The 20638-nt window shown below is 72.5% G+C and carries 21 protein-coding genes; 9 read left to right on the top strand and 12 right to left on the bottom strand.

Going from position 1 to position 20638, the window contains the following annotated elements; all coding sequences use genetic code 11:
- Window positions 1–82: 82 nt before the first annotated feature.
- Complete coding sequence (gene hutH, locus AAME72_RS04725) at window positions 83–1630, bottom strand: histidine ammonia-lyase (RefSeq protein ID WP_348789085.1); 1548 nt, start codon at window positions 1628–1630, stop codon at window positions 83–85.
- A 118-nt stretch (window positions 1631–1748) separates the two neighbouring features.
- Here hutH and AAME72_RS04720 point away from each other — a divergent pair, with 118 nt between their 5' ends.
- The gene (locus AAME72_RS04720; RefSeq protein WP_348789084.1) at window positions 1749–2510 is read left to right on the top strand and encodes an IclR family transcriptional regulator; all 762 of its coding nucleotides are present in this window, start codon (window positions 1749–1751) and stop codon (window positions 2508–2510) included.
- A gap of 18 nt (window positions 2511–2528) precedes the next feature.
- Here the strand turns inward: AAME72_RS04720 and AAME72_RS04715 are convergent, their stop codons facing one another.
- From AAME72_RS04715 to AAME72_RS04700, 4 genes are all read right to left on the bottom strand, one after another.
- The gene (locus AAME72_RS04715) at window positions 2529–3650 is read right to left on the bottom strand and encodes a trypsin-like peptidase domain-containing protein (RefSeq protein WP_348789083.1); all 1122 of its coding nucleotides are present in this window, start codon (window positions 3648–3650) and stop codon (window positions 2529–2531) included.
- Window positions 3651–3727: 77 nt separating this feature from the next.
- Window positions 3728–4195, bottom strand: a complete 468-nt coding sequence (locus AAME72_RS04710) for a GNAT family N-acetyltransferase (RefSeq protein ID WP_348789082.1) — start codon at window positions 4193–4195, stop codon at window positions 3728–3730.
- Between the two features lie 94 nt (window positions 4196–4289).
- The gene (locus AAME72_RS04705; RefSeq protein WP_348789081.1) at window positions 4290–4748 is read right to left on the bottom strand and encodes an SRPBCC family protein; all 459 of its coding nucleotides are present in this window, start codon (window positions 4746–4748) and stop codon (window positions 4290–4292) included.
- Window positions 4748–6208: an NAD(P)/FAD-dependent oxidoreductase gene (locus AAME72_RS04700; protein WP_348789080.1), complete on the bottom strand. Its 1461-nt coding sequence runs from the start codon at window positions 6206–6208 to the stop codon at window positions 4748–4750. Before AAME72_RS04700 ends, AAME72_RS04705 begins: the two co-directional genes overlap by 1 nt.
- Window positions 6209–6463: 255 nt before the next feature.
- Between AAME72_RS04700 and AAME72_RS04695 the strand changes: the two genes are divergently transcribed.
- Window positions 6464–8551 (top strand): DEAD/DEAH box helicase, encoded by a 2088-nt coding sequence (locus AAME72_RS04695; protein WP_348789079.1) that lies wholly within the window; start codon window positions 6464–6466, stop codon window positions 8549–8551.
- Between the two features lie 82 nt (window positions 8552–8633).
- Here AAME72_RS04695 and AAME72_RS04690 read toward each other — a convergent pair whose 3' ends face one another.
- Window positions 8634–9530 carry an aminoglycoside phosphotransferase family protein gene (locus tag AAME72_RS04690; protein ID WP_348789078.1) on the bottom strand — a complete coding sequence of 299 codons (897 nt, stop codon included), beginning with the start codon at window positions 9528–9530 and terminating at the stop codon, window positions 8634–8636.
- Between the two features lie 32 nt (window positions 9531–9562).
- Entirely contained in the window at window positions 9563–10081 is a 519-nt protein-coding gene (locus AAME72_RS04685) for a hypothetical protein (RefSeq protein WP_348789077.1), read from the bottom strand.
- Window positions 10082–10201: 120 nt separating this feature from the next.
- On the opposite strand from AAME72_RS04685, the gene AAME72_RS04680 reads away from it, so the two are divergent.
- The 3 genes from AAME72_RS04680 to AAME72_RS04670 all read left to right on the top strand — a co-directional run bounded on the left by AAME72_RS04680 (window position 10202) and on the right by AAME72_RS04670 (window position 13756).
- A complete protein-coding gene (locus tag AAME72_RS04680) occupies window positions 10202–11113 on the top strand; it encodes a sugar phosphate isomerase/epimerase (RefSeq protein ID WP_348789076.1) in 912 nt (303 codons plus the stop codon).
- 30 nt (window positions 11114–11143) lie between these two features.
- The gene (gene iolG / locus AAME72_RS04675) at window positions 11144–12154 is read left to right on the top strand and encodes an inositol 2-dehydrogenase (RefSeq protein ID WP_348789075.1); all 1011 of its coding nucleotides are present in this window, start codon (window positions 11144–11146) and stop codon (window positions 12152–12154) included.
- Between the two features lie 234 nt (window positions 12155–12388).
- Complete coding sequence (locus AAME72_RS04670; RefSeq protein WP_348789074.1) at window positions 12389–13756, top strand: aminotransferase class V-fold PLP-dependent enzyme; 1368 nt, start codon at window positions 12389–12391, stop codon at window positions 13754–13756.
- On the opposite strand, the gene AAME72_RS04665 is transcribed toward AAME72_RS04670, so the two are convergent.
- Window positions 13698–14375, bottom strand: coding sequence for a helix-turn-helix domain-containing protein (locus AAME72_RS04665; protein ID WP_348789073.1), 678 nt, complete (start codon window positions 14373–14375; stop codon window positions 13698–13700). The two genes, AAME72_RS04670 and AAME72_RS04665, sit on opposite strands and share 59 nt — an antisense overlap.
- Before the next feature lie 134 nt (window positions 14376–14509).
- Between AAME72_RS04665 and ctaD the strand changes: the two genes are divergently transcribed.
- Both ctaD and AAME72_RS04655 read left to right on the top strand, forming a co-directional pair.
- Window positions 14510–16243, top strand: coding sequence for a cytochrome c oxidase subunit I (ctaD, locus tag AAME72_RS04660; RefSeq protein WP_348789072.1), 1734 nt, complete (start codon window positions 14510–14512; stop codon window positions 16241–16243).
- Window positions 16240–16488: a hypothetical protein gene (locus AAME72_RS04655; protein WP_348789071.1), complete on the top strand. Its 249-nt coding sequence runs from the start codon at window positions 16240–16242 to the stop codon at window positions 16486–16488. The genes ctaD and AAME72_RS04655 overlap by 4 nt, the downstream gene beginning before the upstream one ends.
- 108 nt (window positions 16489–16596) lie before the next feature.
- Here the strand turns inward: AAME72_RS04655 and AAME72_RS04650 are convergent, their stop codons facing one another.
- From AAME72_RS04650 to AAME72_RS04640, 3 genes are read right to left on the bottom strand one after another with little or no spacing between them, the layout of a single operon-like run.
- The gene (locus AAME72_RS04650) at window positions 16597–16851 is read right to left on the bottom strand and encodes a DUF6458 family protein (protein WP_348789070.1); all 255 of its coding nucleotides are present in this window, start codon (window positions 16849–16851) and stop codon (window positions 16597–16599) included.
- Window positions 16852–16863: 12 nt separating this feature from the next.
- Complete coding sequence (locus AAME72_RS04645) at window positions 16864–17028, bottom strand: hypothetical protein (protein ID WP_183080093.1); 165 nt, start codon at window positions 17026–17028, stop codon at window positions 16864–16866.
- Between the two features lie 51 nt (window positions 17029–17079).
- Window positions 17080–17580 carry a MarR family transcriptional regulator gene (locus AAME72_RS04640; RefSeq protein ID WP_348789069.1) on the bottom strand — a complete coding sequence of 167 codons (501 nt, stop codon included), beginning with the start codon at window positions 17578–17580 and terminating at the stop codon, window positions 17080–17082.
- A 96-nt stretch (window positions 17581–17676) separates the two neighbouring features.
- On the opposite strand from AAME72_RS04640, the gene AAME72_RS04635 reads away from it, so the two are divergent.
- Both AAME72_RS04635 and AAME72_RS04630 read left to right on the top strand, forming a co-directional pair.
- The gene (locus tag AAME72_RS04635; protein WP_348789068.1) at window positions 17677–19011 is read left to right on the top strand and encodes a serine/threonine-protein kinase; all 1335 of its coding nucleotides are present in this window, start codon (window positions 17677–17679) and stop codon (window positions 19009–19011) included.
- A 166-nt stretch (window positions 19012–19177) separates the two neighbouring features.
- Window positions 19178–20137, top strand: a complete 960-nt coding sequence (locus tag AAME72_RS04630) for a diacylglycerol kinase family protein (protein ID WP_348789067.1) — start codon at window positions 19178–19180, stop codon at window positions 20135–20137.
- A gap of 3 nt (window positions 20138–20140) precedes the next feature.
- On the opposite strand, the gene AAME72_RS04625 is transcribed toward AAME72_RS04630, so the two are convergent.
- The gene (locus AAME72_RS04625; protein WP_348789066.1) at window positions 20141–20575 is read right to left on the bottom strand and encodes a MarR family transcriptional regulator; all 435 of its coding nucleotides are present in this window, start codon (window positions 20573–20575) and stop codon (window positions 20141–20143) included.
- Window positions 20576–20638 lie beyond the last annotated feature (63 nt).

The raw sequence follows: 20638 nt of genomic DNA, 5'->3' as shown, positions 1-20638 counted from the left end.
TCGAGTACGCGGATTGTCTACGTACTCGGCGGTTTCGGGGCGATCTTCTGCGTACTCGACGGCTGGGTGGGGTGTGGACGGGCTAGGCGAGGGGGCCGGTGGTCGTCTCGGCGGCGGCGCGGATGGCGCCGGAGGCGACGAGGGCGACGGCCGCCTCGATCTCGGGGGACAGGTGCCGGTCCGGCCCGGGGCCGGGGACCGTCGTGCGGAGCGCCGTGGTGACCGCCGACGTCGCCGGCCCCTGGCGCAGCGGGGCGCGCAGCTCGGCGCCGCGCGCCGCGGTCATCAGCTCGATCGCGAGCACGCGGCCGAGGCCGTCGATGGCGCGGCGCAGCTTGCGGGCGGCCGCCCATCCCATCGACACGTGGTCCTCCTGCATGGCCGACGACGGGATGCTGTCGACGGACGCGGGCGCCGCCAGTCGCTTCAGCTCGGAGACGATCCCGGCCGCCGTGTACTGCGCGATCATCAGCCCGGAGTCCACGCCGACCTCGTGCGCGAGGAACGGCGGCAGGCCCTGGTTGCGGGCCGGGTCGAGGAACCGGTCGGTGCGGCGCTCGGACATGCTCGCCACGTCCGCGACGACGATCGCGAGGAAGTCGAGCACGTACGCGACCGGTGCGCCGTGGAAGTTGCCGTTCGACTCCACCCGGCCGTCGAGCGTGAGCACCGGGTTGTCGACCGCGGAGGCGAGCTCGCGCTCGGCCACCAGGCTCGCGTGCGCGACGGTGTCGCGTGCGCCGCCGTGCACCTGCGGTGCGCAGCGCAGCGAGTAGGCGTCCTGGACGCGCGTGCACTCCGGGCCCTTGTGGCTCGCCACCAGCGGGGATCCGGCGAGCAGGCTGCGCAGGTTCCCGGCGGAGACCGCCTGACCGGCCTGCGGACGCAGCCGCTGCAGGTCGTCGGCGAAGACGGCATCGGTTCCGAGCAGCGCCTCCACGCTCATCGCCGCGGCGATGTCGGCGGTGGTGAGCAGGGTCGCGAGGTCGTGCAGCGCGAGCGAGAGCATCCCGAGCATCCCGTCGGTGCCGTTGATGAGGGCGAGGCCCTCCTTCTCGGCGAGCACGACCGGCTCGATGCCCGCGGCGGCGAGGGCGTCCGCCGCATCGCGCAGCTCGCCGTCCACGCGCACCTGGCCCTCGCCCATCGCGGCGAGCGCGCAGTGCGCGAGCGGGGCGAGGTCGCCGGAGCAGCCGAGCGAGCCGTACTCGCGGACGATCGGCGTGATCCCCGCGTTCAGGAGCGCCGCGTACGTCTCGACGGTCTTCCGCTGCGCGCCCGTGCGCCCGGTCATCAGCGTGGCGAGGCGCAGCAGCATGAGCGCGCGGACGACCTCGCGCTCCACCTCGGGTCCGGACCCGGCCGCGTGCGAGCGGACGAGGCTCGCCTGCAGCTGGGCGCGGCGCTCGGCGGGGATGAACGTGGTCGCCAGGGCGCCGAAGCCGGTGGAGATGCCGTAGTGCGGTTCGACGTCGTCGGCGAGGGCCTCGACGATCGCGCGCGAGGCGTCGACGGCGTCCAGCGCCGCGGCGTCCAGGCGGACGGGCGCGCCCTCGCGGGCGACCGCCACGACATCCGCGATGGTGAGCGGTGTCGCGCCGACGGTGATCTCAGTGGTGGTGGCGAGCATGCTCCGATCATGCGCCGGGGAGCGTCGTCCGCGCGCGGGAGGTACGCTCATCCGTGTCCGGGATTCCAGACAACGCGCTCGCGGCGCGCGCCGCGATCGGGAGGAGGCGATGCAGCCCATGCCGAGCAAGGTCCCGGCCGCGGAGAACACTCTGCGCATCCTCGGCCACCTGGCCGCACAGCGCGGCCCCGTCCCCGCTGCCGGCATCGCCTCCGCCCTCGGCCTGCCGCGCTCCACCGTCTACCACCTGCTCACGGTGCTCGTCGAGCACGGGTTCGTGCTGCACTTCCCGGAGGCGAGGCGGTACGGCCTCGGCGTCGCCGCCTACGAGCTCTCCAGCGCCTTCTCGCGTCAGGAGCCGCTCAGCCGGCTCGGCCGACCGATCGTCGCCGGGCTCGTGGATGCGCTCGGCGAGTCCGGGCACATCGCTGTTCTGCACGGCCGCGACGTCGTCTACATCGTGGAGGAGCGCGCCCGGCGGCGGCCGCGGCTGGTCACCGACGTCGGCGTTCGCCTGCCCGCTCACCTGACGGCCAGCGGCCGCGCCCTGCTCGCGTCCCTCCCTCCCGGGCAGCTGCGCGCGCTCTACCCGGACAGCGACGCCTTCGAGGACCGCACCGGCGCCGGCCCGCACTCCTACGCCGAGCTGCGCCGGCTGGTGGTGGACGCGCGCGAGCGCGGGTACGCGACGGAGGACGGCGACGTGACGCCGGGCTTCGCGTCCGTCGCCGTCTCCGTGCGCGACCACGCCGGCTGGCCCGCCGCCGGGATCGCCATCACCTTCCCGCGCGAGAACGTGCCGCCCGAACAGTGGGATGCCCTGGCCGGCCGGGTGCGCGAGGCGGCCGCCGAGCTGTCCCGGCGCATCCGAGGGAGCTGACGCCGGCCGCGCGGGGGCTCAGCGCAACGTCACCTTCGTGGTGTGCTCGCGGCCGCCGCGCACGTAGACGACGTCGACCGTGTCGCCCGCCGAGCTCGTCACCTGGACCGCGGTCAGCGCGTCAGCGCTGACGGACGGCTGGCCGTTCAGGCTGACGATGATGTCCCCCGGCCGGATGCCGGCCTTCGCCGCCGGTCCGCCGACGACGATCCCCTGCACGAACAGCCCGTCCGTGATCCCGTAGGCCGCGGCGACCGACGGCGGGATGGGCGTGACGGAGATCCCGGCGCTGGGATGGTTCACCTCGCCGTGCTCGATCAGCTCGTGCGCGATCGGCAGCGCCTGCGCGACGGGGACGGCGAAGCCGATGCCGACGCTGCCGGTGCTGCGCTGGCCGGCGGAACCCGGCACCGTCGCGATCGCGGTGTTCACCCCGACCAGCCGGCCGGAGCAGTCCACCAGGGCGCCGCCCGAGTTGCCGGGGTTGATCGAGGCGTCCGTCTGGATGGCGCCGGCGAGCACCGCGTTGGTGTCGTCATCGCTCGGCACCGGGACCGTGCGGCCGAGGGCGCTGACGATGCCCGCCGTCACGGTGCTGGACAGCCCGAGCGGTGCGCCCAGGGCCACGACCGGCTGGCCGACGACGAGGGACCCGGAGTCGCCCGGCTCGATCACCGGGAGCGGTTCGTCGTCGTGCACCTTCACAACGGCGAGGTCCGTCTTCGGGTCCCGGCCGACCAGCGTCGCGGGGAGTTCGTGCCCGTCGCTGAACCGCACCGTGAGTTCTCCACCGTCCGCCGCCGAGGCGATGACGTGGTTGTTGGTGAGGATGTGGCCGTCCTCGTCGATGATCTGGCCGCTGCCGTTGCCCGCCCCGCCCGCTCCCGTCACCTGGACGGTGACGATGGTCGGCAGCACGCGGTCCGCGACGCCGGCCGCGTCGCAGCTGCTCCGGTTGCCGGAGAGCAGCAGCGTCGTGAAGACGCCCGCGATCATCCCGCCCCCGATGAGCACGAGGGCGGCGCCGGCGGCGAGGAGCCCGATCACCCAGCCGCGGGTGCGGGCGGCATCGGCGGGCCGTTCTGTCGCGTCGGTGGTGCCGTCGCCGGTGCTTCGGGTGGTGCTGCGGTCGTCCGTCATCGCTGCCTCCCCAGGGGTGGCGCCAGGCTAGCGGCCCCGGGCAGCACCCGCTAGAGCCGATCGCGGCTGCCGGGATGTCAGCGCCGGGTCAGCGCCTTCTCGTAGCAGATCGAGTTGGGGTCGCCGATGTACTCGCCGAACAACGGGATGGGGGAGTAGCCGCGACGCTCGTACAGCGCGATCGCGGCCGGCTGCCGGGGGCCGGTCTCCAGCCGCAGGACGGCGACCCCCGCGTCGGCGGCGGCGCTCTCCACCGCGCCGAGCAGCGCGGACGCGAGCCCCCGGCCCCGTGCCTCCGGCCGGACGAACATCCGCTTCAGCTCCGCGGAACCATCGTGCTTGGCGACCAGCGCGGCCATCCCGAGCGCGGAGCCGCCCTCGTCGCGGCCGACGAAGACCGTCACGCCGGGGCGCTCGAGCTCCGCCACGTCGAGCAGGTGGCAGCTCTCGGCCGGGTAGAGCGCGCGGGTGAAGTCGTCTCCGAGCCGCAGCAGCTCCTCCACCTCCGGCTGGCGGGGCGGTTCCGGGCGGATCGAGGTCTGCATGCGCCCGATGCTAGCCGTGCCATGCGTCGAACATGTTTCGGTCGACACGGTCGAGTACGCGGAGAATCTGCGTACTCGGCGGTGTGGGGACCGGCTAGGCGGAGGCGGAGGCGCGGCTGCCGGCGAGGCCGCGGGCAACCCACTCCAGGCGACGCAGCGTCTCCACGTTGCGCACGTGCAGGATGACGTCCGCCAGCATCGACGGGATCAGCGTCACCGGGCCGCGCACCGGGTGCTCCTCCATCCGCACCACGCATCCGGGTCCGCGCGGGCTCGCCTCGATCTGCACGCGCTCCTCCCCGAACGGCCAGGTCCTGGCGGTGAGCACCATCCTCCGCGGCGGATCCCACTCCTCCACCTTCGTCTCGTCGTTCAGGACGAACGGCCAGACACCGATGGAGTGGTGCAGGCGCGCGCCCTGCTCCGGGTAGCGCCGGTCGGCCGCGCGCAGGCGGGAGGCGCCGACCACCCAGGTCGGGTACACCCAGGGGTCGGCGAGGGCGGCGAAGACGTCCTCGGGCGGGCAGCTGAAACGTCGGACGGTGACGGCCATCAGGCACTCCTCTCCGGTGCCAGCGAGGGCATCCTGGTGATCCCGAACTCGTGTCGAAGCGCGCTGCGCGCCGCGTAGTAGCCGGCCAGCCCGTGCACGCCGGGCCCGGGGATCGCGGACGACGACGCCAGGTAGAGGCCGCGCCCCGGCATCCGCCACGGGTCGGCGGAGAGCACCGGACGCGCGACCAGCTGGCCGAACGACGGCATCCCGGCCGAGATGTCGCCGCCGATGTAGTTGGGGTCGAAGCGCTCCATCTCCCGCGCGGTCTTGGTGGCCGTGCTCAGGATCAGGTCGCGGAAACCGGGGGCGAACCGTTCGATCTGCGCGATCACCGCCTCGCTCCTGTCGGACGTGGACCCGCGCGGAACGTGCGTGTACGCCCACAGCACGTGCTTGCCAGCCGGGGCCCGGGTGTCGTCGAAGAGCGTCGGCTGGGAGACGAGCAGGTACGGGTCATCGCTCTCCCTGCCCCGGGCGACGGTCCGCTCCGAGCGCGCGATCGCGGCGCGGTCGCCGCCGAGGTGCACCGTCGCCGTCTCCCCGAGCGCCGGGTTGCTCCACGGCACCGGGCCGGAAAGGGCGAAGTCGATCTTGAAGACGCCGTTGCCGTTCCGGAAGCGCGAGATCTTGCGCAGGTAGCCGCCGGGCAGCCGGTCCTCGCCGAGGCGCGCCGCCGCGTCGACATGCGTGTCGAACAGGATGGCGCGGGCGTCGGGCAGCTCGCCGAGCGATGCGATGTCGCTGCCGGTGATGACCTCCCCGCCGTGCGCCGTCAGGTCCGCGATCAGCGCGTCCGCGATCGACTGCGATCCGCCGACCGGGATGGGCCAGCCCCGGGCGTGCGCGTACGCGGCGAGGGTGAGGCCGGCGGCTGCGCCTGCGACGCTCGGCAGCGGCACGGTCGCGTGCGCGAACACGCCGGTGAGCAGGGCGCCCGGCTCCTCCGTGCGGAACGGCAGGTCCCACCACGGCCCTCCCTGGGCGATCGCGGTCAGACCGAACCGGGCGGCGACGAGCGGGTGTCGCGGGATGCGCAGCACCGGTGACCCGGTGAACTGTGCGACCGCGTCGGCCTCCCGAGCGAGCGGGCCGAGCAGTGCGCGCCAGGCGGGGCCGTCGACCCCGAGCGCGTCCGCGGTGCGGTCGATGTCGCGGTAGGCGATGGCCGCCCTGCCGCCGTCGAGGGGATGCCCGTACGAAGCCGACGGTGTGACGAACGGGATGCGCTCCTCCAGCCGGAACCGGCGGAAGAAGCCGGAGGCGAAGGCGAGGGGATGCACGGCCGAGCACATGTCGTGCCGGAAGCCGGGGAGGGTGACCTCCTCGGTGCGCAGGCCGCCGCCGGGGATGGCGCTGCGCTCGTACACGTGCACGGAGAGACCGGCGCGGGCCAGCGTGACGGCGGCGGCGAGCCCGTTCGGGCCAGAGCCGATGACGATCGCGTCGACGGAAGTCATAGCTCCCTTATACCCCTGCCCCTGCTTCGCGGGATCGGCAGCCCTTTCCCAGCCTTGATCCTGTAACGTAGGACGGTCGGCTCTTGACACGCGCGTGCTGCGCGAATGGGTTTGTAGTCAAGCGGGCCGGTTCCGCCCCCGATCGGTGGTGCGGACAATCACGATGTGAACGGCCCCGGACGATGTTCGATGGGGATTCCCCGGTGCGCTTCTGCGCGCCGCCGCGCACCTGACAGAACCCAGGAAGAAACACGCATGCCCCCCTTCAAGAAGAACGACCGACGACCGCAGCAGTCTGCGGGCAGCCGCAGCGCCAAGCACCGCGGCTACCGCGCCGAGGACCAGGCCACCGCGGGCAAGAAGGCCCGGTGGAGCGCCGAGGACCGCGCCAAGCGCGCCGGCGCCGCCGAGCGCGGCCGCGCCGTGTACGGCAGCCGCGACGAGGCCGGCGCCGGCCGTGGTCGCACCGAGCGCCCGAACTGGGAGCCCCGCGGCAAGGATGCGCGTCGCACCGAGCGCGAGTGGGACAACCGCGGCCGCTCCGAGCGTCCGCGTCGCGACTCCGACGACCGCGCCGACCGCCCTCGCCGCGACTCCGATGACCGTCCGCGTCGTTCGTTCGACGACCGCGCCGAGCGTCCGCGCCGTTCGTTCGACCGGGACGACCGCCCGCGTCGTTCGTTCGACGACCGGGATGAGCGTCCCCGCCGTTCGTTCGACGACCGTGCCGAGCGTCCCCGTCGTGACTTCGATGACCGCGCCGACCGTCCGCGTCGTTCTTTCGATCGGGACGACCGCCCGCGTCGTTCGTTCGACGATCGGGCCGACCGCCCGCGTCGTGACGCCGATGACCGTCCGCGTCGTTCCTTCGACGACCGCGCCGACCGTCCGCGCCGCAGCTTCGATCGGGACGACCGTCCCCGTCGTTCGTTCGACGACCGCGCCGAGCGTCCCCGTCGCGACTTCGACGACCGCGCCGACCGTCCGCGCCGCAGCTTCGATCGGGACGACCGTCCCCGTCGCTCGTTCGACGACCGCGCCGAGCGTCCCCGTCGCGACTCCTCCTTCTACCCGTCCCGCGAGGAGAAGCAGGCCTTCACTCCGCAGGACGACGTGGTGCTCGAGCGCCTCGAGGCCGAGGCCATCCAGGCCGAGGACGTCGACGGCGTGACGTTCGCCGACCTCGGTCTCGGCGGCAACGTGGTGCGCGCCCTCGCCGAGCTCGGCGCGGAGAAGCCGTTCCCGATCCAGGCCGCGACCGCCCCCGACGTGCTGGCGGGCAAGGACGTGCTCGGCCGCGGCCGCACCGGCTCCGGCAAGACCATCGCGTTCGGCGCGCCCCTGGTCGAACGCCTCATGCAGCTCTGGGCCGAGTCCGGCAAGTCCGGCGGCAAGCGCCAGATCGGCCGTGCTCCGCGCGCGCTCATCCTGGCCCCGACCCGCGAGCTCGCCCTCCAGATCGACCGCACCGTGCAGCCGATCGCGCGCAGCGTCGGCCTCTTCACCACCCAGATCTACGGCGGCGTCCCCCAGGGCCGCCAGGTCGGCGCGCTGCAGCGCGGCGTCGACATCGTGATCGGCACCCCCGGTCGCATCGAGGACCTGGTCGAGCAGGGTCGTCTCGATCTCAGCCAGGTCGTCATCACCGTCCTGGACGAGGCCGACCACATGTGCGACCTCGGCTTCCTCGAGCCGGTGCAGCGCATCCTGCGCGAGACGTCGGAGGGCGGCCAGAAGTTGCTCTTCTCGGCGACCCTGGACAAGGGCGTCGCCCAGCTCGTCGACGAGTTCCTCGTCGAGCCGGCCGTGCACGAGGTGGCGGGCGAGGACCAGGCGTCCTCGACCATCGACCACCGCGTTCTCGTCATCGAGCACCGCGACAAGCCCGCCATCATCGAGGCGCTGGCCGATCGTGAGGGCAAGACGCTGATCTTCGCCCGCACCCGCGCGTTCGCCGAGATGCTCGCCGACCAGCTCGACGACGCCGGCATCCCGGCCGTCAGCCTGCACGGCGACCTGAACCAGTCGCGCCGCACGCGCAACCTGGCCCAGCTCACGAGTGGACGCGTGAACGTGCTCGTCGCGACGGATGTCGCCGCCCGCGGCATCCACGTCGACGACATCGACCTGGTCATCCAGGCCGACGCGCCCGACGAGTACAAGACCTACCTGCACCGCTCCGGCCGCACCGGCCGCGCCGGCAAGCAGGGCACGGTCGTCACGCTCATCCCGCGCCAGCGCCAGCGCCGCATGGGCGAGCTGCTGCAGCGCGCCGAGATCGAGGCGGACTTCGTCCCCACGGCCCCCGGCGACGACCTGCTGCTCACGCTTTCGCAGGGCTGAGCCGCCCCGCCTCCGGGCGGACGCGTCTGCACGAATGCCGGTTCCCGCGCTGCGGGGGCCGGCATTCGTCGTTCCTGGCGGGTCAGCCGAGCGTGTCGGCAGCCAGCTGCGCGACGGCGTGCGCGCCGAGGGCCGCCATCCGCGGATTGTCGCCCGAGCTCGCCGCCAGCGCGGAGCCCATGGATACCGCCCAGCCGCGGGCGCGGCGCCAGGTGGCGTCGTCCGGCGTGGGACGCAGGGCGGCGCGGAACCGCTCGCGCCCGTCCGCGTCGAAGGTGAGCCAGGCGGTCGCGAGGTCGGTCGCAGGGTCGCCCGCGGTCACGTCCCCGAAGTCGATGACCGCGGCCAGCCCGCCCTCCGGGGTGAGGAGCAGGTTACCGGGATGCGGGTCGCCGTGCAGCCACAGGGCGGGTCCGGTCCAGACCGGCGCCTCGAGCGCGTCGTCCCAGGCGGCGACGAGCGGGGCCACGTCCATCCGATCGGCAAGGGTCCGCAGCCGGTCGCGGATCGCGATGTCCCGGTTGGCGAGCGGGACGCCGCGGACGGGGTTCTCCGGCGCGTCGTCCGGGGCCGGCGTGTGCACCGCGTCGAGGAAGGCGGCGAGCGGCTCGGCGATCCCGGCGCGCTCCGCGGCCGTCACCGAGGCGCCGTCGACGCCCTCCAGCCACGGGATGATGCTCCACGGCCAGCCGAACGTCTGGCTCGGCACGCCGATCCGCACCGGCGCGGGCACCGGCACCGCCACCCGCGCCGCGATGCCGGGAAGCGTCCGCTGCTCGTGCTCGATCAGGTGCGCGGCGACCTCCCGGCGCGGGATGCGCACCGCGAGCCGGTCGCCGAGCCGGTAGATCTGGTTGTCCCAGCCGTCGGACATCAGCCGCAGCGGCCCGGCGAGGTCGGGATGCTGCTCCTCGATCAGGCGGGCGACGAGCCGCTCGTCGGAGACGATGTCCGCGGGAGGGGTGAATGGTGAGGGCACCGGTCGACGCTAGCAGAGCCGGTCAGCGCACGTCAGACCGCGTCCCAGCCGGAGAGCGCCTCCTCTGCGACCTGTCGCGGGGTCCGGTCGTCGGTCGTGACGGTCGTGTCGGGGAGGCCCGCGCCGTCGAGCACCGCCTCCAGCTCGCCGCGCCGGGCCAGGTGCCAGTCGAGACCGTCGGGGTCCGCGGAGTGGCGGGCTCGCAGGCGGCGCTCCGTCACGCCGGGATCCGCACGGAGACGCACCAGGGTCACGGGGCCGCCCACCGCCTCCTCATACCGGGGGAGCGCCGCGACCTCCTCGACGACGCCGGCGAGCACCAGCACCCGGGCGCCCGCCGCGCTCGCGTTGCGGGCGTAGTCGCTCAGGTTGGCCAGCTCGAGCTCGGTCTGGAACGGGTCGTCCGCCGGTGCAGGCCAGACCCGGCGCAGCGCGTCCAGGTCGATGACCGCGTGCGGGATGCCGCGCTCGGCGAGCAGATCGCCGACGGCGTCCGCGGTGGCCGACTTGCCGGATCCGACCGTGCCGTTCAGGAAGAGCGCTGCCGTCATCCCGCCATCGTAGAGGCCTAAGGGGGCCGGGGAACGCCGCGATTGTTGTGTTATTGTCAAGACATAGTTCACTGGCGAAAGGAAGCCGATGACCGCGTCGACCCGGACCGGGATCACCGCATGAAGGCCACGGTCGCCGGCGCACCGGTGAGCTTCGGCGTCTTCGAGATGACGCCGCCCGACGCGGAGACGCTCGGCCCTGACGAGATGCTCGACCTGCTCGTGGAGACCGGCTACGCGGGCGTCGACCTCGGTCCCGTCGGCTTCTTCGGACGCGGGGCTGCGCTGCGCTCGCGACTGTCGTCGCGCGGCCTCGAGCTCGCCGGCGGCTGGGTCGAACTGCCGCTCGCCGATGACGACGCGTTCGCGGCCGCCCTTCCGGAGCTGGACGACGCGCTCGCCGTGTTCGCAGACGCCGCCGAAGGCGGCCCTGCGCGATTGCCGAAGCCGACCCTCGCCGACACCGGTTCCGCCGCCCGCAAGGCACGCCCGGGCTCGGCCGCCGAGCCGCTCGACCCCGCGCGCTGGGACCGCCTCGCCGCGAACGCCCAGGCGGCGGCCGACCGCGTCCGCGCCGCCGGCTTCGAACCGACCTTCCACCACCACGCCGGGACGTTCGTCGAGTCACCGGAGGAGGTCGACCGGTTCCTCGACCGCGTGGACGTCGGTCTCACCCTCGACACCGGTCACCTCCTGATCGGCGGCGGCGACCCGGTGGACGCGGTGCGTCGCTGGGGCTCCCGGATCAACCACCTCCACCTCAAGGACGTCGACACCGCCGAGCTGCGTCGCGTGCTCGCCGCGGGCGGCGGCATGACGGAGGTGTGGTCGTCGGGGGCGTTCGTCGCCTTCGGGCGCGGGGACATCGACCTGGCCGCCGTGCTCGACGCGGTCGACGCTGCCGGCTACGACGGCTGGGTCGTCGTGGAGCAGGACGTGCTGCCCGCGCCCGGCACCTCCCTCGCCGCCTTCCGTGCCGAGCGCGCGGCCGACCAGAAGCTCAACCGCGACGCCCTGTGCCCCTGGTGCTGACGGCCGTCTGACGAAAGGACTCCCGCTCCCGTGACCACGACCCCGATCCGCTTCGGCCTCATCGGCACCGGCCGCATCGGCCAGGTCCACGCCCGCAGCATCGCCGCCGACCCCGACACCGAGCTCGCCTGGGTGTGCGACCCGATCGTCGCCGGCGCGGAGGCCGTCGCCGCGCGCTACGGCGGCCGGGTGACCACCGCGGCCGAGGACGTGTTCGCCTCCGGCGGGGTGGATGCGGTCCTCATCGCCTCGCCGACTCCGACCCACATCGACCTGATCTCCGCGGCCGTGGATGCGGGCATCCCCGTGCTCTGCGAGAAGCCGATCGACCTCGACATCGCCCGCGTCGACACGCTGCGCCCGAAGGTGGCCTCGGCGGGCGTGCCGGTCGCGCTCGGCTTCAACCGACGCTTCGACCCGGCGTTCGCCTCGGTGCGCGCTCGCGTCGCCGCGGGCGAGATCGGCGAGCTCGAGCAGCTCTCCATCGTCAGCCGCGACCCGTCCGCCCCGCCCGCCGCCTACGTGGCGGTCTCCGGAGGCATCTTCCGCGACATGACCATCCACGACTTCGACATGGCCCGGTTCTTCCTGCCGGACATCGTCGAGGTGCAGGCCACCGGGGGCGCCCTGTTCGATGCGGGCGCGCGCGAGCACGGCGACTTCGACACCGCGGTCGTTGTGCTGCGCGCGGCCTCCGGCGCTGTCGTGACGATCACGAACTCCCGGCACAGCGCCGTCGGCTACGACCAGCGCCTGGAGGCGTTCGGAGCCGGCGGGATGCTCCAGGTCGCGAACGCGCGTACCAGCCTGGTCAGCCTGTCGACCGCGAGCGCGGTGGAGGCGAAGCCGCCGTACCAGGACTTCTTCCTGGAACGCTACGCCGAGGCGTACGCGGCCGAGCTGCGCGCGTTCGTGAGCCTCGTCCGCGGCGAGCCGTCGACCAGCCCCACCTTCGAGGACGGCCGCGCGGCCCTCCTCCTCGCCGACGCCGCCCAGCGCTCCGCCGAGCAGCACGCGGCCGTACCGGTCGACCTGGGCTGAGCCGGGACCGCACCTGCGGCAATTCCGGAGGCGTGGACCGACACGCCGGCGGAAGCTCCGGAGTTCCGGAGTCTGTGGGGCCGCGGCGGCAGGATCCCCGGATGGAGCGTCGGGAGGGCTGGGCCGGCCGCTGCGGCCGTTTGCTGCGCGCGGCCGAGCAAGTGCGCAGCAAAGCTGCGCCGCCCGTCAGAATCGTGCCGATCGGTTGTGTCACGATGGTCTGCGGAGGCCCGAATGACTGACGAGACCCGCATGCACGCCGTGACGCCCGAGACCCGTGAGCTCGTCGACCTCGTGCTCGACTACTCGCGGCGCCGCATCCTCAGCGAGGACACGCCGCTCGACAAGCCGCTGCCCGAGGCGGAGCTCCGCCGGCTCGCCGGACGCACTGTCTCCGAGAACGGCATGGGCGCCGAGCGCGCGCTGGCGCTCTTCGAGCACGTGCTCGCCCCTGCGTGCATCACCACCGACCACCCGCGCTACCTCTCGTTCATCCCGACCGCCCCGACGAAGGCGGCGACCGCCTTCGACCTCGTCGTCTCCGCGAGCGCCGTCTACGGCGGCTCCTGGCTGGAGGGGTCAGGCGCCGTCTATGCCGAGAACCAGGTGCTCGCCTGGCTGGCCGCCGAGTTCGGGCTCCCGGAGACCGCGGGCGGCGTCTTCGTGCAGGGCGGGACGCTCGGCAACCTCTCGGCCCTCGTCGCCGCGCGCGACCACGCCCGCGCCCAGCGCGGGAACCCCGCTGGACGCTGGGTGATCGTCTGCAGCGCCGAGGCGCACTCCTCCGTCGCCTCCGCCGCGCGGGTGATGGATGTGGACGTGGTCGCCGTCTCGCCCGGCGAGTCCGGCAGGCTCACCGGTGACGCCGTCCGTCCCGCGCTCGAGGAGTACGGGGACGCGGTGTTCGCCGTGGTCGCGACCGCCGGGTCCACCAACTTCGGCATCGTCGACGACATCGCCTCGGTCGCCGCCCTGAAGGACGACCATGCGTTCTGGCTGCACGTCGACGGCGCCTACGGACTCGCGGGCATGCTGTCCCCGCTGGCGCGTCCGCTCTTCTCCGGGGTGGAGCGCGCGGACTCGCTCATCGTCGACCCGCACAAGTGGCTGTTCGCCCCCTTCGACGCCTGCGCGCTGCTGTACCGCGACCCCGAGGCGGGCCGCCGCGCGCACACTCAGCACGCCGAGTACCTGGACACCCTCACGGAGACCGCAGAGTGGAGCCCGTCCGACTACGCGGCGCACCTCACCCGCCGCGCCCGGGGCCTGCCGTTCTGGTTCTCGCTCGCAAGCCACGGTGCGGCGGCGTACCGCGACGCGGTGACGTCGTCGCTGGAGCTCGCGCGGCGCATCGCCGAGGAGATCGAGCGGCGGGACGGCTTCCACCTCGTGCGCAGCCCGCAGCTGTCGGTCGTCGTGTTCGAGCGCGAGGGGTGGACCAAGGAGGACTACGCGCTCTGGTCGGCCAAGCTGCTCGATGAGCAGCGTGCGTTCGTCACCCCGAGTTCGCACGCCGGGCGCGCGAACACGCGGTTCGCCGTGCTCAACCCGCTGACGACGTTCGAGGATCTGGTGGGCATCCTGGACACGATGGAGCGCTAGCCTCCGCGCCGCGGATCAGCCGCAGCACGCACGTCCCTGCGCCGTCGGACCGCACGTCCATGACCCGGAGGGGACCGTCCACCCTGCCGAGCACACTGCGCATCACCGCGGCGTCGACGCCGCAGATCGTGTGCTGCTCCATCGACCCCTGCAGCTCGCCGAACGGGCAGGCGAGCCGGACCGCGAGCGCATCGCGGTCCACCCGGGGCCGGAACCCGCGACGGTCGAGGTAGTCCTCGAGCACGTCGATCTGCGCGGTCCCGTCCGCCTCGTCGGCGGGATCCGGGAAGCCGTACGCGTGCCGGTACGCCTCGCCGAGAGCGAGGGCGCGACGGGTCTGCGCGGCGGCGGAGGCGCTGAGGCCGACGCCTCCGGCGGCCGCCGAGAACAGCACGTGCGGCCGGCCGCGCTGCGTGCGGTGCTCCGTCTCGCGGACCACGAGGCCGTCGTCGACGAGGCGGTCGAGGTGCTCGCGCACGGTGTTGTGGTGCAGGTGGACGCTGTCGGCGAGTTGCGGCGCCGTCTGCGGGCTGTCCCGCAGCAGCCGGTCGAGCAGGAGGAGACGAGGGCGGGAGAGCAGCGTGCGCCGGGGGTGTCTCGTGGCGTCTCTCCTGCGCATGGCGTTCCTCTCCGGTTCTTCTACGCAGTGTAGAGGGAGTGCCGGATGAATTCCATCGCTGATATTTTTTACGGCACTTTTCGCCCTCGGGCCGCGCGTTCCCCGCAGAGAATCGAGCGAGCGGAAGGACACCCATGACGGCGATCACGACTCGGCCCGACACCAGCCCGGCAGCGCCGGTCGGCGCGCCCGCGAGGCCGCCGGCCAGGGCGACCCGCAAGGGCAACGCCGTCGTCGCCTGGATCACCTCCACCGATCACAAGACGATCGGCTTCCTCTACATGATCGCCTCCGGCGTCTTCTTCGGGGTCGGCGGGGTGATGGCGCTGCTCATCCGCGCCCAGCTCTTCGAGCCGGGGCTGAACATCGTCTCCCCGGAGCAGTACAACCAGCTGTTCACGATGCACGGCACCGTGATGCTGCTGCTGTACGCGATGCCGTTCTTCACCGGAGCGGCGAACTTCATCATCCCGTTGCAGATCGGCGCACCCGACGTCGCGTTCCCGCGACTGAACGCGTTCTCGTTCTGGCTGTTCCTGTCCGGCGGACTGATCGCGGCGGGCGGCTTCCTGACCCCGCAGGGCGCGGCGGACTTCGGCTGGTTCGCCTACCAGCCGCTCGCGGGGGAGACCTTTTCACCGGGGAGCGGAGGCAGCCTGTGGTTCGGCGGCGCCATCCTTCTCGGCTTCGCGACGATCTTCTCGTCGGTCAACTTCATCACCACGATCGTGTGCATGCGCGCACCCGGCATGACGATGTTCCGGATGCCGGTGTTCTCCTGGACGACGATGGTCACCTCGATCCTGGCGCTGATCGCCTTCCCGGTGCTCGCGGCCGCGCTGGTCGGCGCGATGTCGGACCGGGTGTTCGGCTCGCACCTCTTCGAGGCGGCGACCGGGGGTGCGCTGATGTGGCAGCACCTGTTCTGGTTCTGGGGACACCCCGAGGTGTACGTGATCGTGCTGCCGTTCTTCGGCATCATCTCCGAGGTCCTGCCCGTGTTCAGCCGGAAGCCGATCTTCGGGTACAAGACCCTGGTGTACGCGACCATCTCGATCGCGGCGCTCTCGGTCACGGTGTGGGCGCACCACATGTACGTGACGGGGTCCGTGCTGCTGCCCTGGTTCTCCCTCATGACGATGCTGATCGCGGTGCCCACCGGGGTGAAGCTCTTCAACTGGGTGGGGACCATGTGGAGAGGGTCGATGACCTTCGAGTCGCCGATGCTCTTCGCCATCGGCTTCCTCATCAACTTCACGTTCGGCGGTCTCACCGGAGTCATCCTGGCCTCCCCGCCGCTGGACTTCCACGTCTCCGACACCTACTTCGTGGTCGCCCACTTCCACTACGTGCTCTTCGGCGCCGTCGTCTTCGCGTCGTTCGCCGGCATCCACTTCTGGTGGCCGAAGTGGACCGGCAGGATGCTGAACGAGAAGCTCGGGTACTGGACGTTCTGGTTGCTGTTCATCGGCTTCAACACCACGTTCCTCATCCAGCACTGGCTCGGCGTGATCGGGATGCCGCGGCGCTACGCGAGCTATCTGCCGACGGACGGCTTCACCTGGATGAACCAGGTGTCGACGGTCGGCGCGATCATCACGGGCGTCGCGCTGTTGCCGTTCATCCTCAACGTCTACGTCACCATGCGGAAGGGCAGCAGGGTCGCGACGGACGACCCGTGGGGCACCGGGCGCTCGCTGGAGTGGGCGACATCGAGCCCGCCTCCGCGCCACAACTTCGTGTCCATCCCGCGCATCCGCTCGGAGTCGCCCGCGTTCGACCTGCACCACGGCCCGGCGGCGATGGCTGCGCTGGCGGCGAAGACCGAGGCCGGCGAGCCGCCTGTCCCGGAGGTCGCGTCGCGATGACCAGCGTCACGGTGATGACGTTCGAGGAGGCCACGCGCATCCGGCGCCAGGCCGAGCGCGGCGCCCTCGACCTGCGACTGCCCGGAACGGCGGAGGTCGTGTCCGAGGCGGATCGCGTCTGCGCGGCGGCGGCGGTCTGGGGCGACACCCCCGCCGACCGTCGCCGCTCGATGTGGGGAGTGGCAGGAATCAGCGCCGCCGTCCTCGCGATCGTCGCCGCTTGCATGCTCCCCCTCCCCTTCTGAAGCGTCCTCCCCACAGGATCAGCCGGTCGGTCATGGGCGGCGACGGTGACGCACACAGAGAAGCGGCCCGCGTCGGATGACGCGGGCCGCTTCTCTGTGTCGTACGGATCAGATGATGTCGTCGTCCCCGCTGGTGCGACGGGTGACGCGGTCACCGGTCGCGGGGTCCACCGACGTGTGCGTCGTTGCGACCGAGCGGCGCCGGCGCGTCAGCAGGATGATCCCGAGGATGATCCCCACGACGCCGGCGACCATCAGGATGTAGCCGACGAGGTGGAGGTCGATCCAGGTCACCTGGACGTTGAGGGCGAACGCGAGGATCGCTCCGATCACGAAGAGGAAGATTCCCGCGCCGAGGCTCATGTGAGGCCTCCTCTAAACCCGACGGCTGCCGGTGAGCAGCCGTACCAGCCAGACGATCACGGCGAGAACGAGCAGGATGATGCCTACCCAGAGGAGGAAGTTCAAGGACTGCACGAAGCCGCCGGTCAGCAGCAGGATGATCGCGATGATCGCGACGATGATGAGCAGGATGTTCATGAAGGGGTGTCCTTTCCTTGACGCGCCCCAGACAACAACTGTTTCGGTTGTCTAGGAATCCCCTTGACTCAGCGGCGGTTTCGGCCTATTCGCGTGTCGTCCGTCCGAGATCCGGTCCACGGTCTCGCGCATTTTCGTGAGGAAGCGCGTGACGGTGGCCGCCTCGTCGGGGCTGAGGTCGGCGGTCGCGGCCGCGAGCTCCTCGTTGGCGGCGGCGAGCAGGGGGCCGGTGTCGCCGATCGCCGAGGGCGTCGGGACGATGACGGTCGAGCGTCCGTCGGACGGGCTGGGCTGACGCTTCACGAACCCGCCGCGCTCCAGCCGGTCGACGAGTGCCGTCGTCGAGGCGCTGGAGATGCCGAGATAGGTACCGACGTCCTTCAGGGCGGTCGGACGGCCGGCCGCGGTGTTGTCGAGGAGCAGCCGCAACGCGAGCAGGTCGTTGTCGCCGATGCCCAGAGCGGCGCCGGTCCGGCGGCGCATGGCGGCCTCGGCCGCGCGGTAGACCTGGAGCGCCTCGAGCACTCCCGGCGGTTCCGGTACCTCGTTCACTCCTCTCAGTCATGCCCGAGGCGGGCACGGCTGCAACGGGGTGAACAGGACTGTCGGCGGATTCACGGCATCAGCCGGCGCGCGTATGCTCGCGTGGTGGATGACACCTCCCTGTACCTCGACCGCTACGAGCTGCGCGAGCGGCTCGGCCGCGGGGGCATGGCGACGGTCTACCGCGCGTACGACCGGAACCTCGAGCGCACCGTCGCGCTGAAGCTCTTCGCGCCGGGCACGGCGACCGACGACGCCCGCCGCCGGGCGGAGGCGACACTGCTCGGCCGACTCAGCCACCCGAATCTGGTCACGCTGCACGACGCGCACCTCGCCGCGGAGGGCGACACCACCCCGAGCCTGCTGGTAATGGAGCTCGTGGCAGGCGAGGATCTCCGCACCCGCCTCGAGCGCGGACCGCTGCCGGCCGAGGACGCAGCGGTCGTCGCCGAGAGCATCGCGGAGGCGCTCGCGGTGGTCCACGGCGCGGGGATGGTGCACCGGGACCTCAAGCCGGCGAACATCCTGCTCGCGGACTCCGGCATCCCCGGCGGGCGCCCGATCGTGAAGCTGGCCGACTTCGGGATCGCGCACCTGCTCGGCACCGAACGGCTCACCACCGCCGGCACCGTGATCGGGACGGCGGGCTACCTGAGCCCCGAGCAGGGGCTCGGCGGCGAGCCGGGCCCGTCGGCGGACATCTACGCGCTCGGGCTCGTGGTGCTGGAATCGCTGACCGGCGTCCGCGAGTACCCAGGCAGCCCGGTGGAGGCGGTCTCGGCGCGCGCGGCGCGCGACCCGCGCATCCCGGCGAGCCTTCCGGAGGACTGGCGAGGGCTGCTCGGGGCGATGACCACCCGGGAGCCCGGCATCCGCCCGACGGCGGTCGAGGTGGCGATCATGGCGCGCGAGCTCGCGCCGCAGCTCGCCGGCTGGGAGCCGGAGCCGGCGACGACGGTGCCTGCGGGCACGGTGCCCACGGTCGCGATGACCGCCATAGGCGGTGCTGCCGCGGGTGCTGCCGTGGGCCGTGCTGCCGCGGCCGATGCTGCCGGGGCGACGGGGCCGACGGCGGCGGTGCGGGACCGCGGCGTGACCCGGTCCCGGCGCAGGCGGCACACCCTGGATGCGGTGCTGGTGACGAGCGCCGCCGCCGCGGTCGTCGGGCTCGCCTTCTCGCTCGGCAGCATCCTCTCGCCCGGGCCCATCCCTGCCTCCGGCGACACGACGCCTCGGCCGACGCCGTCCGTCGTCGCGCCGCCGGCCACGGTCGCACCGGCCGACACCCCCGCGCAACCGTCCGATCAGCAGCAGACGGATCAGCAGCAACAACAACAGCAGCAGCAGCAACCTCAGCCGAAGCCGCAGCAGGACAACCCCAACAAGGGGCCGGGCAAGAACAACGGCAACGGCAAGGGGAAGGGCAAGGGCGGCGGCTAGAGCGCCGACCACTCTTGGTGAGTGGTGAATGGATGCGCTCATCCACGGCGGATAGCAGCATCGACTCACTCTTCGTCATCATCAACGCAGGCGGGATCGTCGCGCGGGTGCGTCCCCTCAGCCGGCATGGCGTACTGTCGCAGGCAGCATCGACGGAGGGAGACGGATGAGCAGGGCCGCGATCGTGGTCAACCCGGTGAAGGTGGACGCGGAGGCGTTGCGCGCCGCCCTGACGGCGGCGGAGAAGCGCCACGGCTGGGAGGACACCCTCTGGCTCGAGACGACCGTCGACGATCCGGGAACCGGCCAGAGTCGAGAGGCCCTCGAGCGCGACGTCGACGTGGTGATCGCCGCGGGCGGTGACGGCACGGTGCGCACGGTCGCCGAGGAACTGCGCGGCACCGAGACACCACTGGCCCTGCTGCCCTCCGGCACGGGCAACCTGCTCGCCCGCAATCTCGACTTGACGCTGGACGACGTCGAGCACGCCCTCGACACGGCGTTCGACGGCACGGACCGTCCGATCGACGTCGGGGTCGCGGAGATCCGGGACGGCGACGGCGCCACCCAGCGCCGGGCGTACCTGGTGATGGCCGGCCTGGGCATGGACGCCAGGATGATCGCCGCCACCGACGACGACCTCAAGGCCAAGGCGGGCTGGCTCGCGTACGTGAAGGCGATCGGCACGGTGCTGCGCGACAAGAACGAGCTGCGGATGCGCTACCAGCTCGACGGCGGCCGGGTGCACTCGGTGCACGCCCACACGATCCTGATCGGCAACTGCGGGTCGCTGCCCGCGAACATCCTGCTGCTCCCGGAGGCGGCGGTGGACGACGGCGAGTTCGACATCGTGATCCTCCGGCCAGAGGGATTCCTCGGCTGGCTGCGCATCGTCGTCAAAGTGTTCTGGGAGAACGGCGTGCTGCGCCGCACCTCGGTCGGGCGGCGGCTGATGGGAGCCGACCACGAGGTGCGGGCGATGAACTACCTGAAGGGCCGCGAACTGGTGCTGCGCCTGAGCCGACCCGAGGAGGTGGAGCTCGACGGCGACCTGTTCGGCCGTGCCTCCGCCATGCGCACGTACATCGACCCCGGAGCCCTGCGGGTGCGCGTGCCGCGGGACTGACGCCTACGTGCGGGCGGATCGCACGATCTGCACGAGGGCGGCGCGCAGCGCCTCCGGGTCGTCGACCGCCGGGAAGACGTCCTGTTCGAGCCCGCGCACGGCCTCGAACGCGCTCCGTCCGGCCGGGGTGACCGCGAGCACGTGACGGCGGCGGTCGAGCGGGTCCGGCGTGCGCGTGACCAGGCCCTCGCGCACCAGCCGGTCAACAGTGCGCGACATCGTCTGCGCCTCCACCTGCGCGAGGCGGGCCAGGTCGGCCTGCGAGTCGAATCCCGACTCGAGCAAATGCAGCGCGACGAGGCCGGCGTGGGTCAGGCCGCGGGCCTCGAGGGCGTCAGCCCAGGCGCGCTCGACCGCGCGGGACGCGGCGCCGAGCAGCCGGCCGAGCGGCCAGTTCTCGGGCCGGTGCTCGGCCGCCTCGATGTCGTGCTGATCCATCTGCTCATCGTACGTATGGCCGCCGCAGTGCCGCCGCACGCGACTGACCCCGTTCGGTACGTT

Origin of the sequence: Leifsonia sp. NPDC080035, from assembly GCF_040050925.1 — a bacterium.
GTDB lineage: Bacteria > Actinomycetota > Actinomycetes > Actinomycetales > Microbacteriaceae > Leifsonia.
Note: the sequence above shows the minus strand (reverse complement) of the source record. Positions and strands in the feature narration are given on the sequence as shown.